Source organism: Sandaracinobacteroides saxicola (assembly GCF_014117445.1).
In the GTDB taxonomy this organism is placed as follows: Bacteria; Pseudomonadota; Alphaproteobacteria; order Sphingomonadales; family Sphingomonadaceae; genus Sandaracinobacteroides_A; species Sandaracinobacteroides_A saxicola.
In genome coordinates this window covers 1,080,283-1,094,639 of sequence record NZ_CP059851.1, presented here as the reverse complement: position 1 = coordinate 1,094,639, position 14,357 = coordinate 1,080,283, and the positions used below count along the sequence as shown (strand labels likewise).

At 67.8% G+C, this 14,357-nt stretch carries 18 protein-coding genes and 1 tRNA gene; 13 read left to right on the top strand and 6 right to left on the bottom strand.

Going from position 1 to position 14,357, the window contains the following annotated elements:
* Positions 1-29 precede the first annotated feature (29 nt).
* Positions 30-434, top strand: a complete 405-nt coding sequence (locus H3309_RS05485) for an antitoxin Xre/MbcA/ParS toxin-binding domain-containing protein (protein WP_182297747.1) — start codon at positions 30-32, stop codon at positions 432-434.
* Complete coding sequence (locus H3309_RS05480; RefSeq protein WP_182297746.1) at positions 431-1,138, top strand: RES family NAD+ phosphorylase; 708 nt, start codon at positions 431-433, stop codon at positions 1,136-1,138. Before H3309_RS05485 ends, H3309_RS05480 begins: the two co-directional genes overlap by 4 nt.
* Here H3309_RS05480 and H3309_RS05475 read toward each other — a convergent pair.
* Entirely contained in the window at positions 1,111-1,770 is a 660-nt protein-coding gene (locus H3309_RS05475) for a uracil-DNA glycosylase (RefSeq protein WP_182297745.1), read from the bottom strand. The two genes, H3309_RS05480 and H3309_RS05475, sit on opposite strands and share 28 nt — an antisense overlap.
* Between H3309_RS05475 and folK the strand changes: the two genes are divergently transcribed.
* Complete coding sequence (folK, locus tag H3309_RS05470) at positions 1,769-2,314, top strand: 2-amino-4-hydroxy-6-hydroxymethyldihydropteridine diphosphokinase (RefSeq protein ID WP_182297744.1); 546 nt, start codon at positions 1,769-1,771, stop codon at positions 2,312-2,314. The two genes, H3309_RS05475 and folK, sit on opposite strands and share 2 nt — an antisense overlap.
* A tRNA-Lys gene (locus H3309_RS05465) sits at positions 2,305-2,380 on the top strand. The genes folK and H3309_RS05465 overlap by 10 nt, the downstream gene beginning before the upstream one ends.
* Before the next feature lie 98 nt (positions 2,381-2,478).
* Here H3309_RS05465 and H3309_RS05460 read toward each other — a convergent pair.
* The 5 genes from H3309_RS05460 to H3309_RS05440 are packed head-to-tail and all read right to left on the bottom strand — an operon-like array spanning position 2,479 to position 5,192.
* Entirely contained in the window at positions 2,479-2,862 is a 384-nt protein-coding gene (locus tag H3309_RS05460) for a hypothetical protein (RefSeq protein WP_182297743.1), read from the bottom strand.
* A complete protein-coding gene (locus H3309_RS05455) occupies positions 2,859-3,176 on the bottom strand; it encodes a heavy-metal-associated domain-containing protein (protein WP_182297742.1) in 318 nt (105 codons plus the stop codon). Before H3309_RS05455 ends, H3309_RS05460 begins: the two co-directional genes overlap by 4 nt.
* A gap of 16 nt (positions 3,177-3,192) precedes the next feature.
* The gene (locus tag H3309_RS05450; protein ID WP_182297741.1) at positions 3,193-3,855 is read right to left on the bottom strand and encodes a hypothetical protein; all 663 of its coding nucleotides are present in this window, start codon (positions 3,853-3,855) and stop codon (positions 3,193-3,195) included.
* Positions 3,856-3,911: 56 nt separating this feature from the next.
* Positions 3,912-4,271 (bottom strand): hypothetical protein, encoded by a 360-nt coding sequence (locus tag H3309_RS05445; protein ID WP_182297740.1) that lies wholly within the window; start codon positions 4,269-4,271, stop codon positions 3,912-3,914.
* Between the two features lie 9 nt (positions 4,272-4,280).
* The gene (locus H3309_RS05440) at positions 4,281-5,192 is read right to left on the bottom strand and encodes a hypothetical protein (RefSeq protein WP_182297739.1); all 912 of its coding nucleotides are present in this window, start codon (positions 5,190-5,192) and stop codon (positions 4,281-4,283) included.
* A gap of 81 nt (positions 5,193-5,273) precedes the next feature.
* Between H3309_RS05440 and H3309_RS05435 the strand changes: the two genes are divergently transcribed.
* From H3309_RS05435 to H3309_RS05395, 9 genes are all read left to right on the top strand, one after another.
* Entirely contained in the window at positions 5,274-6,248 is a 975-nt protein-coding gene (locus H3309_RS05435) for a UDP-glucuronic acid decarboxylase family protein (protein ID WP_182297738.1), read from the top strand.
* Entirely contained in the window at positions 6,245-7,279 is a 1,035-nt protein-coding gene (locus H3309_RS05430; RefSeq protein ID WP_182297737.1) for a glycosyltransferase family 4 protein, read from the top strand. The genes H3309_RS05435 and H3309_RS05430 overlap by 4 nt, the downstream gene beginning before the upstream one ends.
* The gene (locus H3309_RS05425) at positions 7,276-8,244 is read left to right on the top strand and encodes a GDP-mannose 4,6-dehydratase (protein WP_182297736.1); all 969 of its coding nucleotides are present in this window, start codon (positions 7,276-7,278) and stop codon (positions 8,242-8,244) included. Before H3309_RS05430 ends, H3309_RS05425 begins: the two co-directional genes overlap by 4 nt.
* Positions 8,241-9,173 carry a hypothetical protein gene (locus tag H3309_RS05420; protein ID WP_182297735.1) on the top strand — a complete coding sequence of 311 codons (933 nt, stop codon included), beginning with the start codon at positions 8,241-8,243 and terminating at the stop codon, positions 9,171-9,173. Before H3309_RS05425 ends, H3309_RS05420 begins: the two co-directional genes overlap by 4 nt.
* The gene (locus H3309_RS05415) at positions 9,170-10,039 is read left to right on the top strand and encodes a hypothetical protein (RefSeq protein WP_182297734.1); all 870 of its coding nucleotides are present in this window, start codon (positions 9,170-9,172) and stop codon (positions 10,037-10,039) included. The genes H3309_RS05420 and H3309_RS05415 overlap by 4 nt, the downstream gene beginning before the upstream one ends.
* The gene (locus H3309_RS05410; protein ID WP_182297733.1) at positions 10,036-11,283 is read left to right on the top strand and encodes a hypothetical protein; all 1,248 of its coding nucleotides are present in this window, start codon (positions 10,036-10,038) and stop codon (positions 11,281-11,283) included. The genes H3309_RS05415 and H3309_RS05410 overlap by 4 nt, the downstream gene beginning before the upstream one ends.
* Positions 11,280-12,122 (top strand): class I SAM-dependent methyltransferase, encoded by an 843-nt coding sequence (locus H3309_RS05405; RefSeq protein WP_182297732.1) that lies wholly within the window; start codon positions 11,280-11,282, stop codon positions 12,120-12,122. Before H3309_RS05410 ends, H3309_RS05405 begins: the two co-directional genes overlap by 4 nt.
* 25 nt (positions 12,123-12,147) lie before the next feature.
* Complete coding sequence (locus H3309_RS05400; protein ID WP_182297731.1) at positions 12,148-12,921, top strand: class I SAM-dependent methyltransferase; 774 nt, start codon at positions 12,148-12,150, stop codon at positions 12,919-12,921.
* A 77-nt stretch (positions 12,922-12,998) separates the two neighbouring features.
* Positions 12,999-14,327, top strand: coding sequence for a hypothetical protein (locus H3309_RS05395; protein WP_182297730.1), 1,329 nt, complete (start codon positions 12,999-13,001; stop codon positions 14,325-14,327).
* Positions 14,328-14,357 lie beyond the last annotated feature (30 nt).

The following is a 14,357-nucleotide window of genomic DNA, read 5'->3' as shown; positions in this document are numbered from 1 at the left end:
CCACATTGGTGTTCCAAGGAACGTCAACCATGCCTTTTTCTGTCGCCGAAGCCCCCACCCCCTTCATCCACAGCCGCCCCCGCTCGGCCGATGACGCCCTCATCAGCCGTGCCGTCGCCCGCGTCGCCGCCTTCTGGCATCTCACCAACGCCCAGCTCGGTGCCATCCTCGGCCTCTCGCCCGCCAGCGTCTCCCGCCTCCGTGCTGGCGCCTATACCGTCAAGCCCGGCGAAAAACCCTTCGAGCTCGCCCTCCTCCTCACCCGCCTGTTCCGCAGCCTCGACGCCTTCATGGGCAGCGACGATGCCGCCGCCCGCGCCTGGCTCGCCACCCCCAACCTCGATCTCGGCGCCCGCCCGCTCGATCTCCTCCCCAGCATCACCGGCCTGATCCGCGTCGCCGACTATGTCGACGACCACCGCGCGCGGGTGTGAATCCGCCCACCCCCGCCGATTTCCGCCCCTATGCCGGCCTCGCCTGGCGCCTGGTGGAGGGGCAGCACCGCATCTCCACCAACCGCCTGACCGACAGCGGCGCCGATCAGGCCCGCCTCGAAACCCTCCTCGAATCCGCCAAGCCCCACCTGCCCGCTGCCGCGCAACACCTCCCCTGGCTGCTCGCTTCCCCCTTCCGCTACGGTCACGCCAGCGCCTCCCGCTTCCGCGCCGCGCATGAAAAACCGGGCATCTTCTACGCCGCGGACAACGCCGTCACGCCGATCTGGGAAAGCGCCTACCACCGCCTGCGCTTCTTCGCCCGCGCCCCCGGCGCCACACCCCCCACCGGCGCGGTGGACCACAGCCTCTTCAACGTGCCCATCCGCACCGACCGCCTGCTCGATCTCACCCTGCCCCCGTTCGACAAGGAACGCTGGACCCACCCCGACGACTACGCCCCCACCCAGGCCTTCGCCGCCCAGGCCCGCAGCATCGCCACCGCCGCCCTCCGCGCCCCATCGGCCCGCCACCCCGGCGGCATCACGCTCCCCATCCTCGACCCCGCGGTCTTCATCGGCCCGCCCAGCATCGCCGAAAGCTGGAGCTTCCGCCACGAAGGCGACACAATCGTGGCCATCCCCGCCTTCCCCAGCACCCGGCTGCTGCGCTTCACCTATGCCCGGTTTGGCCTGCCCGCCTGAACACACGTCGCCACCGCCTCTGCGAACATCGCCGCCGTGATCCGCCCGGTATTCTGGTTATACCGGCTCGGATGATAGCTATCCACCAGCACCACCCCACTTGGCATCCGGTGCACCGCGCCATGCGCGAACCGCGCCTTCGGCAACCGCCCGCCCAGCGCCTTCACCGCCGATTGATGCGCGATTTGCCCCAGCGCCAGCACCACCCGCAGCCCCGGCAAGGCGCGCAGATTGGCCTCCAGAAACGGCCGGCAGGCATGGATTTCCGCCACGCTGGGCTTGTTCTCCGGCGGCACGCAATGCACCGCGTTGGTGATGATCGCCCCCTTCAGCGCAAAGCCGTCGCCCGCATGCCCACCATTCACCCCTTCGGTCAGACCCGCCGCCGCCAGCCCCGCGAACAGCAGGTCGCCCGCCATGTCCCCGGTGAACGGCCGCCCCGTCCGGTTCGCGCCCCCCGCGCCCGGCGCCAGCCCCACGATCGCCAGCCAGGCCGCCGGATCACCCCAGCTCGGCACCGCGCCGTTATGCCCGCCCGGATAGCGCGACGCCATCACGGCGCGATACGCCACCAGCCGCGGGCAACGCGGACAATCGAACGCCGGATCGTGCGGCAGGCCAGGAACAATCATGCCCTTCCCTAGGACCCGCCACGCCACCGCAACAACCCCCGTCCTGCTCGCGCTCGGCAGCAACCGCCCGCACGGGCGCCACGGTCCGCCGCCCACCGTGCTGCGCGCCGCCATCGCCGCCCTCGCTGCCGCCGGCGTGCGCGTCCGCGCCACCTCCCGCATCCGCGCCACCGCCCCGCTCGGCCCCTCCAGCCGCACCTACGCCAACGCCACACTCATCGTGGACTGGCCCGGCTCCCCCCAAGCCCTCCTCGCCCTCACCCAATCCATCGAGCAGCATTTCGGCCGCCGTCGCGCCCGCCGCTGGGCCGCCCGCGTGCTCGACATCGACATCCTGGCCATGGGCAACCTCACCCTTGCCACCTCCCGCCTCACCCTCCCCCACCCCGCGCTGCACCTACGTGCCTTCGTCCTCGATCCCCTGCTGGAGATCGCGCCGCGCTGGCGCCACCCCATCCTCAATGCGACCATCCGCGCCCTTCACGCCCGCTTGCACAAACCCCGCGCCGCGCTTATGCCCCGCCCTCGCGGTGCGGGCTCGTAGCTCAGTTGGTAGAGCAACGGACTTTTAATCTGTAGGTCCCGGGTTCGAGTCCCGGCGAGCCCACCATCTTTTCTGCTCACGGGCAAAGCCCTCCGCAGGGGGCGCGGCACCGGCCGCGGCGCCCGGTCCCGCCATCGATCCCAGCCTGCCGCCCCGCCTCCTCCTTACAACAACAGCCGCGCCGCGAAAAAGGCGAAGAACGCCCCCACCGCCCACAACAGCGCCGACAGCGCCAGCACCGCGGCGCTGACCCGCCGCAGCCGCAGGCACGCCCGTGCCGCCGCCGCATCCGCCGGGCAGGGCAAGCCCCGTGCCCGCCACTGCATCAGCGCCGCCAGCCCCAGCAGCGCGCCGCTGCCGGCGAACAGCCATGCCTTCCACCGCGTCAGCTCCACCAGCCACGGCGCCGCGCTCACCAGTCCCGCCAGGCTCGCCCCCAGCCCCAGGCTCACCAGCAGCGCCGGCAAGGCGCAACACACCAGCGTCGATCCGCTGGCGAACAGGCTCAGCGTCGGCGCCAGGGTATCGCGCCACCCCAGCACCCTCACGCCGGCACCCGCTCGATCGCCGCCACCGTGAACCCGGCATCCAGCATCAACCGACGCGCCGTGGCATCATCCAGCGTCGCCCCCGGCTTCAGCCGCAGATGCACCTCGCCCTTGTCCAGATCGACATGCACCGTCGCCACATCGGCACGCTTCTTCATCATCGCCTCGATGCTGCGCGCGCAGAAATCGCACACCAGCCCCTTCACTTTCAGCGTCACCATCTGTGCCCCGGCGACAGCCTCGGCGGCCGCCGTCGGAGCCGCGGCCATCGGCACCACCATCAGCAGCGCCAGCGAAATCATCATGCTCTTCATTGCTTTCCCTTTCGGATCAGAATCGAAACGTCGAGTTCAGGATCAGCCCGCCGCGATCGGTCACGCCCGCCTCCAGCATCGCCGTTTTCCAGAACGCCCGCGCCACCAGCGCCGGCTGCCAGCGGTCGGCACTCGCCGATTGCCGTGTCAGTTGCCCGAACAACCACAGGTGCACATCGCCATAGTCGCCGATCCACGGCGCGAACCCGGCCCGCAACCGCTGCATGTCGCCGCGCTCGATGGTGTCGGCATGGCTCACCCGCGCCATCGCCATCACCAGCCAGCGCCGGGTCTCCCAGTCGGCGGCGATCTCAGCCGCCACCGCAGGCCGCAGCACGCCATCACGCCCGCCGGGTTTTGCCTGGTGGTGCGGTTCCGTCCGCCACGCCACGCCCGCCACGCCGGACAGATAGAGGTTGGCCTGGCTGCCCTCGCCATTCCAGCGCTTGACCAGCCAGGTCGGCTGCACCCCCAGCAGCGCCCAGTCGCTCTCGCGCATCAGCTGCCCCCGCACGCCCACCGACCAGTGCCGGTTGGGCGTGTAATGGACAAGGCCCGCGGCCTCGTCCGGCTCCAGCGTCTGGATCAGCGTCCAGCCACCGGGATAGCTCACCGGGCGCGCATCCACCGCGCCGCCCAGCAGGCTCATGACCGCAATCGCGGTCCATCCTTTTGTCATCGGAAATCTCCGTCAGATCGAGATAACGGCCCGCGCATCCCATGCGCGGGCGTCGATCAGACGAAGCGTCTTGGCGGTCGTTCCGGCCCAGCGACCGCAACCTGCGGCGGCGCACGCACCGCCTCCACGCGCGGCGCCTGGAACAGGATTGCCACCGGAATCCGGATCGCCGGCGCAACGGCGGATACCGCCAGCATCGCGCACCCGCCGGCGCACAGCTTGCCGCAACAGCCGGTTGCCTCCGGCGTCGGCTTCTGCGGCGCCTTTGCTTCCACCGCCGCCGCCATCGCATGACAGGGCGGCACCGCCGCCGCGACCGGTTCGACCATGGCCACCGGCAACGCCATCGCCGCCGAATGGGCACCGCCCAGCAACAGCGCGGCGATCAGCAACAGCTCAAGACAACGGCGCCACATGCTTTCAGCCTACACCATTGCCGACCTGAACGGAAACTTTACCTTCAACACCGCCGCCACCCCCAGCACCAGGAACAGCCCTACGATCGCCGCGATGTTCACGAACGGGTTCGGCGTCACCGGGTTTGCGGATACCGTCACGCTGCCCAGCGGTTCCGCCGCGAACGCCGCCGATGCCGCCGCCATCATCCGCACCCGCTCCTGCTCGCCCAGCGCCTGCGCCAGCACCTCGCGGTGTTCCGCCACTGTCACCGTCGGCAAGGTCTCGGTCAGATAGGTCACCGCCGTCTTCGTCCGCGCCAGCGCCCGCTGCCGCAGCCGCAGGTCCGCCGACTCATGCGCGGCTTTCAGGATCGCCATGGCAAAGGCCGGATCCGGCGCCGCCAGGCTCACCCGGGCAATGGCGTTGCGCTGGTCGTCCGCCACCGTCAGCTCGCGCTCCAGATAGGTCTGCATCTCCGCTGCCCCGGGCTTGTGCCAGGTGGCGATCGGCGCCCCCGCCAATCCCTGGATCAACTGCCGCAACCAGCGCGTCCGGCTCGCCGGCTCCCGCCACACGCCGCGTGCCGCATCCCACTGTGCCGGAAACGCCCCCCGCAACAAGGCCTCGTTCCTCACCAGATCGCCCGCCACCTCGCGGCTCTTCAGCATCTGCAAATATAGCGTGAACGGCCGTGCCGCGTCCCCCCGCCCCAGATTGACGCCCGCCACCGCCGCGATCGAAGAGATGCCCGCCGGCACGCCCGACGCCTCCGCCCGCACGGGCGTCACACGATATTGCGCCAGATAGTCGTAGGTGGACAGGTTCAGTTGCACCAGCGCCACCAACAGCCCCAACGCACCCGCCACCAGCAGCCACCACCACCGCGTCCGCAGCCGCACCATCCAGCCATTTCCCGTCATCGCATTCATGCGCACCATCACCTGTCGGTTGACCTCGCGGCCGGTCGCGGGCAAGAGCGCCCGACTTTACACACCATCTTTTTTCAGGGAGTAACCGCGATGTTGGCAGCCGCCAAGCGGGTTTTGATTACCGGCGGCGCCGGCTTCCTCGGCTCCCACCTGTGCGACCGGCTGCTCGCCGACGGCGCCGACGTGCTCTGCGTCGACAATTTCTTCACCGGCCGCAAGCGCAACATCGAACATCTGCTCGATCACCCCCGCTTCGAACTGATGCGCCACGATGTTACCCTGCCCCTGTTCGTGGAGGTTGACGAAATCTACAATCTCGCCTGCCCGGCCTCCCCGGTCCAGTATCAGGTCAATCCGGTGCAGACCATCAAGACCAGTGTCCACGGCGCCATCAACATGCTGGGGCTCGCCAAGCGCGTCCGCGCCCGCATCTTCCAGGCCTCCACCTCCGAAGTCTATGGCGACCCCGAGGTGCACCCCCAGCCAGAAAGCTACTGGGGCCGCGTCAATCCCATCGGCCCGCGCGCCTGCTATGACGAGGGCAAACGCTGCGCCGAAACCCTGTTCTTCGATTACCACCGCCAGCATGCGCTGGAGATCAAGGTGGCGCGCATCTTCAACACCTACGGCCCGCGCATGGACCCCAACGACGGCCGCGTGGTCTCCAACTTCATCGTCCAGGCGCTGCAAAACCAGCCGCTCACCATCTTCGGGGATGGCACGCAAACGCGCAGCTTCTGCTTCGCTTCCGACCTCATCGAGGGCTTCGTCCGCCTGATGAACTCCGATGCCGGCTTGATCGGTCCGGTCAACCTCGGCAACCCCGGCGAATTCACCATGCTCGAACTCGCCGAAAAGGTGCTCGCGCTCACCGGCTCCCGTTCCCGGATCGAACACCGCCCGCTGCCGACCGACGACCCGCGGCAGCGCCGGCCGGACATCGGCCTCGCCGGCCGCGAGCTCGGCTGGAGCCCGAAGGTCGACCTGACCGAGGGTTTGAAAGCCACCATCGCCTATTTCGACGCACTGCTGGCTGGCGACGAACAAGGCGCGCGCGCCGCGTGAACGTCGGCTTCGACGGCATCATCTTCGGCCTGCAGCGGCTCGGGGGCATTTCCACCTATGCGTGGGAACTGCTGCGTCGTGCCGCCGATGATGATGGCGTCGCCCTCACCCTCGGCCTCCCCGCCGCGCTCTCCAGCAACCGCGCCGCGGCGCTCGCCGCGCTCGCCGTCACCCAGGCACGCGAAAGCCTCCCCGTCGGCCTGTCCCGCTACCTGCCGCACCGCCTGCGACAGCCGGTCAGCCACTCCACCTACTATCGCTCGCCCCTCGGCGGCGGCAAATCCGTCATTACCGCCTATGATTTCGTCTATGAACGCTACCGCAGCGGCCTGGCGCGTACCGTTCACAGCACCCAGAAACGCCGTGCCTGCCAGGCTGCTGACATCATCCTCTGCATCTCCGAAAACACCCGTCAGGACCTGCTGGCCGCCTGCCCCGCCATTTCGCCTGACCGTGCCCGTGTCACGCCCCTCGCCGCCGATACCACCGCCTTCTACCTGCCCGAAGGCCGCCGCAACGACCTTCAGGATCATGTCGTCTTCGTCGGCCAGCGCGCCGGCTACAAGCGCTTCGACCTCGCCATCGCCGCGGTCGCCCGATCCGGCCTTTGCCTCGCCATCGTCGGCCCCGACCTCACGCCCGACGAGCAAGCCATCCTCGCCGCCGCGCTGCCCCACCGCCACCGCCACCTCGGCCGCGTCACCGATCCCGAGCTGCGGGACATCTATGCCGGTGCCTTCGCCTTCCTCTACCCGTCGGACTATGAAGGCTTCGGCCTTCCCATCCTGGAGGCGCAGGCCTGCGGCTGCCCGGCGGTCGTCGCCAACCGCAGCAGCTTCCCCGAAGTCGGCGGCACCGCCGCGCTCTATGCCGCCGAGCAGTCCGCCGAAGCCTACGCGACGCAACTCCTCAGCCTTGCCGACAGCGCCACCCGCGCCGCCGTCATCAGCGCCGGCCTCGCCAATGCCGCCCGCTTCAACTGGGACCGGACCTACGCCCTCACCCGCGCCGCATGGGGTGATCTCGCATGAAACCCGTCTCGCTCATCATCGGTGCCACCGGCCAGGACGGCGCCTACCTCGCCCGTCTCCTCCAGGCCCGCGGTCACGATGTCCACGGCACCAGCCGCGCCCCCGAAACCGTCAGCACCAGCGGCCTGGACACGCTTGGCATCACCCTTCCCCTGCACGGCCTCGACCCCACCAGCCCCACCGCTGTCGCCGCCCTCCTCCATCATCTCGGCCCCGCCCGTGTCTTCAACCTCGGTGGCCAATCCTCCGTTGGCCAGTCCTTCGCCGAACCCATCGCCACCCTCACCTCTATCGTCACCGCTACCGCCACACTCTTGGAAGCCATCCGCACCGCCGCGCCCGCCGTCCGCTTCTACAACGCCGGCAGCAGCGAATCTTTTGGCGACACCGGCGGCGTCCCCGCCACCGCCGACACCCCCTTTCGCCCCCTCTCCCCCTATGGCGTCGCCAAGGCATCGGCCGCCATGCTCGTCCGCTCCTACCGCGAAAGCTATGGCCTGTTCGCCGTCACCGGCCACCTCTTCAACCATGAATCGCGCCTCCGCCCACCGCGCTTCGTCACCGCCAAGATCGTCCACGCCGCCGCCCGCATCGCCGCCGGCAGCAAGGAAACCCTCTCGCTCGGGGATCTCTCCATCGCCCGCGATTGGGGCTGGGCACCCGAATATGTCGATGCCATGGCCCGCATGCTCGACCAGCCCGAACCAGCCGATCACGTCGTCTGCACCGGAACCTCGATGACCCTCGAAGCGTTCGTGGCCTACGCCTTCGACCATTTCGGGCTGGACTGGCGCGCCCACGTCACCACCGATCCCACCCTCGCCCGCCCCAATGAACTGCGCAGCAGCCGCGGCAACCCCGATCCCGCTGCCTCTGCACTCAACTGGCGCGCCACCGTCCACACGCAGGAACTTGTCAAAACCCTGTGCGAGGGTGCCACCGCAAGCCTAAAGACCGCCTCATGACCACCCAAGACCCCCTTCTCGTTCGCGCCAAACGCCGCGTCGGCCCCATCCTCAACACCCGCGCCGCCATGCTCGCCCGCGGCATCCCCCTCCCCCATACCATGGGCGAGGCGACCCAGATCGACATTGCCCGCCGCCTGGTGGAGGGCAACAACCTCATCGCCCGCGTCGGCGAGACCGAGGGCCGCGCCGCCGCCTTCTACCTCCGCCACCGCGTCGCCGCCGATTCCGGCAGCGCCCCGCCCTATGAACCTCTCAACCGCGAGCGTCTGAAACTCCTCGCCGGCTATTTCCCCACCACAGACCCCGGCATCGACCGCCTCGCCGCGCTCTATCTCCAATCCATCGCGGCGATCGACCTCTACGCCGCCTGGACCCCGCACGACGCCCTCCTCTGCCCGCCCACCGCGCGCCGCTGCCGCATCATCGACCTCGACCCTTTCTTCGGCACCCGCCGCTGGCCGCTCGCCTGGGAAGGCCGCCGCGTCACCATTGTCAGCCCGTTCAAAACCACCATCATGGCGCAATGGGAAAAACGCGCCCATCTCTTCGCCCAGCCCACCCTCGGCGAGGCCGACCTTAAAGTCGTTCAGGCCCCGCAGACCCAGTGCGAGACCGACACAGAGGGCCAGAGCTGGTTCGACAATCTCGACCGCCTCGATTCGATGGTCGCCGCCACCGATCCGCAGATCGTCATCATCGGCGCCGGCGCCTATGGCCTTCCCGTCGGCGCGCGTGCCAAGGCGCGCGGCGCCTCCGTCATCGTGCTGGGCGGTTCCACCCAGCTCCTTTTCGGCATCATGGGCAACCGCTGGGCCATCAACCCCGCCTACGCCGCGCTCCAGAACAGCCACTGGACCCGCCCGGGGCTCGAAGAACGCCCCCCCGGCTTCCAGAATTTCGAAACCGCCGGCGGAGCCTACTGGTGACGCAACCCATGATCATGTGGAGCTGCGAGGATCGCGATGCCCCCTTCGTCGGCGTCTTCCGCCGCACCGCCACCCGCGCCGGCTACGACGTCCGCATCCTGCACCCCGCCGCCGAACCCGCCGGCTTCACCGAGCTGAAACGCCATTACCGGCACCTCTCCCCCAATGCCGAGCGGTTCGAACTCGCCAGCTTCCGCCGCTGGTTCGAGATCGCCGCCAATGTCACCCCTACCGACCGCTTCGTCCTGGCGGACAGCGACCTCGTCGTCCAGGACGGCTTCTCAGCGCTCCCCGCCGAATTGCGCGAAACGACCGCCCTCGTCGGCAGCATCGGTTCCACCGATGACGTGCTCGAAGACGGCATCAACGGCGGCTTCTCGATCTGGACCGGTGCCACGCTCCACGCCTTCTGCGATTACATGGTCGCCCTCTACGCCAGCGATTTCGATCGCCTCGCCCGCATCCACGCCGCAAAGACCGCCGCCGGCAACCCCCGTGCCAGCATCTCGGACATGACGCTGCTCTATCAGTTCGTGGCCGATACCAACACCGCCTTTGTCAACAGCAACCGCGTCATCAACGGTGGCTACATCGACCATAATTTCTTCATGCCGCACTGTCTCGGCACCCGCTTCCGTACCACGCTGGGGCGCAAAAGCCTCCGCTTCGCCGCCGACGGCTTCTGGCTCACGACCGAAAACGGAACCCCCGTACGCCCCCACAGCCTCCACCTCGGCGGCCGCTACAAAATCATGGCCACCGCCATCGAGACCGCCGACAGTCTCACCCTCACCCGCCATTCCGCCTACATCGTCGCCGGCCGCACCGCCCGCACCCTGCTGGGAAAAGTCGGCATCCACCGGTGAAACCCCCGCCCCTCGCCGTCGCCATCCCCACCATCGCCTCCGGTCTCACCGCCGGCCTGTCGGTGCTGTTCTTCCTGGGGCTGGCCGACCGCTTCGGCGACCGCATGCTGGGCGAAATCATCCTCGTCCAGTCCGCGGTCGCCATCCTGCAGATGCTGATGATCCCCGGCAGCTGGGTCTATCTCCTAGGCGCGCCCGATCGCCCTGCCCTCGAAACCCGCTACGGCGAAGGCGTGGCGCTTGAACTCACCGGGCTTCTCGTGGGCCTCGCCCTCATCCTCGCCGTCACCGCGCTCGCTCCTCTTGCCGGTGCCGGCCACCTCACCGCCGGGGCCTGGGCCATGTATCTCTCGCTCGCCACCACCGCCATGTCCTCCTGCATGGGCTGGCTCCGCGCGACTGAATCCTGGGGCCGCTACCTCGTCTGGCTGATTCTCCCCAACCTGCTGCGCGTCATCCTCGTCGCCGCCACGCCGCTCCTCGTCCAGCTCGGCCTGCTCCCCGCCAATGCCGGCCGCGCCCAGCTCATCCTCTTCTTCTTCCTCCTGCCCGATGCGATCCGCATCGCCCTCATCTATCTGCCCCTCGCTGTCCGCCACTTCCGCTGGCAGGGCGTCGCCAACACGGTCGCCGGTGCCCGCCTCATCCTCCGCAACTGGCTGTGGGACGTCGGCAGCGCGATGACCGATGTCGCCGACAAGCTCGTCGTCGGTGCCCTCGTCGGCCCGCAGATGCTCGTCGTCTATTTCTTCGCCCGCCGCATCGGCGTCGCAACCGTGATGGTCACCGATCCCTATTATGCCGAACATTATCGCCGGATTGCCCAGCTTCTCGCCAATCGCGGCGCGGCCTGGCGCCGCGCATGGGGCCGCGGCGTCGGCCTAGCGCTCGCATTGTTCGCGGCCACCGTCGCCGGCATCATGTTGGCCCTCGCCATTCCCATGATCGCCCGCTATGTGCCCGACACCGTGGTCCAGTCGCTTCCCCTTTTCATCGCCCTGATGCTGTTCGACAGCCTGATCGCAGGCAACCGCTGGGGCCGTTTCCTTGTCCAGCTCGATGGCGGCGCAAAACGCCTGTTTCGTCTGCGCATCCTCTTCTTCGCGCTGTTCGCCGCCGTCGCCTTCGCCGCGGTGCACGCCGGCTTCGCCTATGCCCTCGCCCTCGCGCTTGCCGCCGCCTGGGCCGCCGAAACCCTCATCCTCCACCGCTGGACCCACCGCCTGCCGGAAACCGCTTCATGACCCACATCTGCAAAATCTGCGGCAGCACGCGGCTGTCCTTCGCCTTCGCCGAAACCGATCCCGCCAGCGGGCACCGCCACGAAAGCTGGCAATGTGCCAACTGCGGCTGCCAGCAGACCGTCGGCGACATACCCCAGGTTTCGCCGGATTATGTCCGCCTCACCGCCGACAATCTCGATGCGCAGCATCGCTACACGCAGTTCGAGGCCAAGCAGAACGCCTTCGAACAGTGGCGGGCCCTGCTGGCCGAACGCCAGGTGCGCGGCGGCAACCTCCTCGATATCGGCTGCGGCGTCGGCAGTTTCCTCGATGTCGCGCGTGAACAGGGCTTCGAAACCTTCGGCTTCGATGCCTCCGCAGCGCACGCCGACGCCGCGCGCACACGGCATGACAAGGTCCGCAACGCCACCAGTTTCAGAGATTATGAAATGCTGCTCGGCCACCCCGTGCCCCCCCTTGACGCAATCACCATGTGGGATGTGTTCGAACATATCCGCGACCCTTCGGCCCTGCTGGCCGAAGTCCGAGAAGCTCTTGCGCCCGGTGGGCTGTTCTTCGTGTCCGTGCCAGCGCGCGGCCTGAACCGGCTGAAGGTCCGACTCGCCTCCCTGCGCGGGCGCACGCCTGGTCTGGTGCCGTGGGAACATGTCTACTACCATACACCGCAATCGCTCGGCATGATTTTCGAACGCAACGGTCTGCGTGTGCTCGATATCGCCGGCGTCGTGCCCTACTGCCGTCCGCCATCGCCGGCCGAACATGCCCGCAGGATCATCCAAGGACTGATCAGCCAAAGCCCTTTCGCCGTCCAGATTTACGCTCTGGCGCAACGCGCATAAGCGCTCACCCTCTACAGGAATGCCCATGACTCACCCCGACATCGACCTGTTCCGCAAGATCTGGAAGGGAGGCTACTACGGCGGCGATCCGATGCACCCGATCAACTGCCGCGAATATGGTGATCTAGGTCTCATCTCCGTCAACAACGCCGTCTATCGCGGCCTTGTGCTGCCCAACATTAATCCCGAAACCGTCGTCGTCGAAATCGGACCGGGCCGCGGTGCCTGGACCCGCGGCATGTTGGGCGCAAAATTCCTTTATTGCCTCGATGTACTCAGCGCCGAGCATAATGATTTCTGGGCCTATGTCGGTGAAGCCGCCCGCGAGAAAATCAGCTATTTCGAGGTTTCGGACGCCTCGGTTTCCGTCGTTCCAGACGAGGCGGCCGACTTCATCTTCTCCTTCGGTGCCTTCTGCCACATCGATCCGGTGCTGCAGAACGACTATCTGAAAAACCTGTACCGTGTCGCCAAGCCGGGCGCGGTCGGCGTGATCATGTTTGCCAATTTCGACAAATCGAATGCCGCGCTCGACAATATCGGCAAACTTCGGGCGGTTCCGGCAACGCTTACAGGCGTCAACTACTCTTTGCGCTACAATGTCGGCCGCCTCCTGTCGGCGTGGACTAAGGAAGGCCGGCAGGACAAGACCGACACCACCCCGCGCCCCGGCCGCTTTTACCACCGCGACATCGACGATTTCGCCGCCGCCCTCGAAACCGCCGGTTGGAACGTCATCATGCCCGACGTCGGCCTCAACCACCGGGACGCCATCGCTCTCTTCCGCAAGGATCGATGATCACTGCGACCCGCGCGACGCGACAGGGTTGATCGAGCCTGCTATGCTCGCCCGATGACATTCATGCGACCCAGGTCATGATCCCCTTCGTCGCGCCGGTCATCGCACTCCTAGTTGCCTGGCTCGGCTGGCCACTCATCCGCACCCACTCCAGCGCCCGCCTCGCATGGCTCGCCGTCAGCTTCGCCTTCCTCTTTTGGTACTGGCTGCCCGGCTTCAACGTGCTCGTCGGCGGCAATTTGGGGCTGGAGGAGGTCCGCCCCGACCCGACCATCGCCGCTCTTACCGTCTGGCCCCTACTGTTCCACCATCTCGCGGCGCTGGCCGCTATCGCCCTCGTCGCCCGCCTCGTGCCGGACCACCCGCCCCGCCCCTACACGCTGACCATCCCCGAAGTTCCGGTCGGCCTGTTCGCCGTCAGCGGCATGGCTATCGTCATCGTCTGGCTCTTCGCAGCAGAAGGCCCCGCTTTCCTGCTGCAACTGCTCACCGGCGCCGCCTCCGCGCGCGAAGCACTCAGCTACGATAATTTCTCGGCCAGCGCCGCCGACTCATTGCGTGCACTCCTTGAAATCCTCGCCCTCTATGCGGCCGTGATGCTGATCGCCCACACCACCCTCGGCCGCCGGCTGGACAGCGCCGCTGCACTCCTTGGCTTCGCCGGTCTTGCCATCGCTTTCGTCGGCAGCGGCACGCGCGCCGTCATCATGATGGGCGTCGTCGCCATGGTGCTTGCCGCCACCAGCGGTGCCCGCGTGCCGCCCCGCCCCGGCGGCCGCACCCGCCAACTCGTGATCGGCGGGCTCGCTGCCACCGTCCTCCTGATCCCTATCGCCGCCGCGCTTGCCGCCCGCAGCACGCTTGCGGTCGAGGAAAGTAACCCGCTTTTCGACCTCTTCTTTGTGAACAACGACATGTTCCGCGAGCTGGTGTTCGTGAACGACCAGATGCAGGGCTACCGCTCGCAATCGGCGCGCGATTTCATCCTCACCCCCTTCACCTACATGCTGCCCAGCTTCCTCGGCTTCTCAAAGGCGATCCCCGATCACCTCCTCGCCTTCAACATGGCCCGTACCGAGATCGACCTCATCCTCGGCGCCGGAAACGTCTTTCCCGGCCTGATCGGTGATTTCACGCTCGCCTTTGGCCCCGCCGGCCCGCTCTGGTTCGGCCTCTTCATCGGCACCTTTACCGCCGCCCTCACCCTTCTCGCCCGCCTGCGCCCCGGCGGCGCCGCGCCCCTCTCGCTCCAGATCGCGCTCTGTGCCTGGCTCTTCTTCAGCTTCCGCAACCTCCACCCCGGCCTCGCCCTCCTCTTCACCACCGCCTTCGCTGCCCTCCTCCTGCTCCGGACCCTCCACCCCGACCCGGAAAAATCCTTGACAAAAGATACCGTATCGGTTTAGTTGCTGATCTCTCCCCCGCATGGCGCATCC

Excerpts from the sequence above, each read along its gene's own strand:
- H3309_RS05475 (WP_182297745.1), bottom strand. The coding sequence starts at position 1,770 with ATGATTGTTCCTGGCCTGCCGCACGATCCGGCGTTCGATTGTCCGCGT.
- H3309_RS05425 (WP_182297736.1), top strand. The coding sequence starts at position 7,276 with ATGAAACCCGTCTCGCTCATCATCGGTGCCACCGGCCAGGACGGCGCC.
- H3309_RS05485 (WP_182297747.1), top strand. The coding sequence starts at position 30 with ATGCCTTTTTCTGTCGCCGAAGCCCCCACCCCCTTCATCCACAGCCGC.
- H3309_RS05400 (WP_182297731.1), top strand. The coding sequence starts at position 12,148 with ATGACTCACCCCGACATCGACCTGTTCCGCAAGATCTGGAAGGGAGGC.
- H3309_RS05450 (WP_182297741.1), bottom strand. The coding sequence starts at position 3,855 with ATGACAAAAGGATGGACCGCGATTGCGGTCATGAGCCTGCTGGGCGGC.
- H3309_RS05405 (WP_182297732.1), top strand. The coding sequence starts at position 11,280 with ATGACCCACATCTGCAAAATCTGCGGCAGCACGCGGCTGTCCTTCGCC.
- H3309_RS05455 (WP_182297742.1), bottom strand. The coding sequence starts at position 3,176 with ATGAAGAGCATGATGATTTCGCTGGCGCTGCTGATGGTGGTGCCGATG.
- H3309_RS05395 (WP_182297730.1), top strand. The coding sequence starts at position 12,999 with ATGATCCCCTTCGTCGCGCCGGTCATCGCACTCCTAGTTGCCTGGCTC.
- folK (WP_182297744.1), top strand. The coding sequence starts at position 1,769 with ATGCCCTTCCCTAGGACCCGCCACGCCACCGCAACAACCCCCGTCCTG.
- H3309_RS05445 (WP_182297740.1), bottom strand. The coding sequence starts at position 4,271 with ATGTGGCGCCGTTGTCTTGAGCTGTTGCTGATCGCCGCGCTGTTGCTG.
- H3309_RS05420 (WP_182297735.1), top strand. The coding sequence starts at position 8,241 with ATGACCACCCAAGACCCCCTTCTCGTTCGCGCCAAACGCCGCGTCGGC.
- H3309_RS05435 (WP_182297738.1), top strand. The coding sequence starts at position 5,274 with ATGTTGGCAGCCGCCAAGCGGGTTTTGATTACCGGCGGCGCCGGCTTC.
- H3309_RS05440 (WP_182297739.1), bottom strand. The coding sequence starts at position 5,192 with ATGGTGCGCATGAATGCGATGACGGGAAATGGCTGGATGGTGCGGCTG.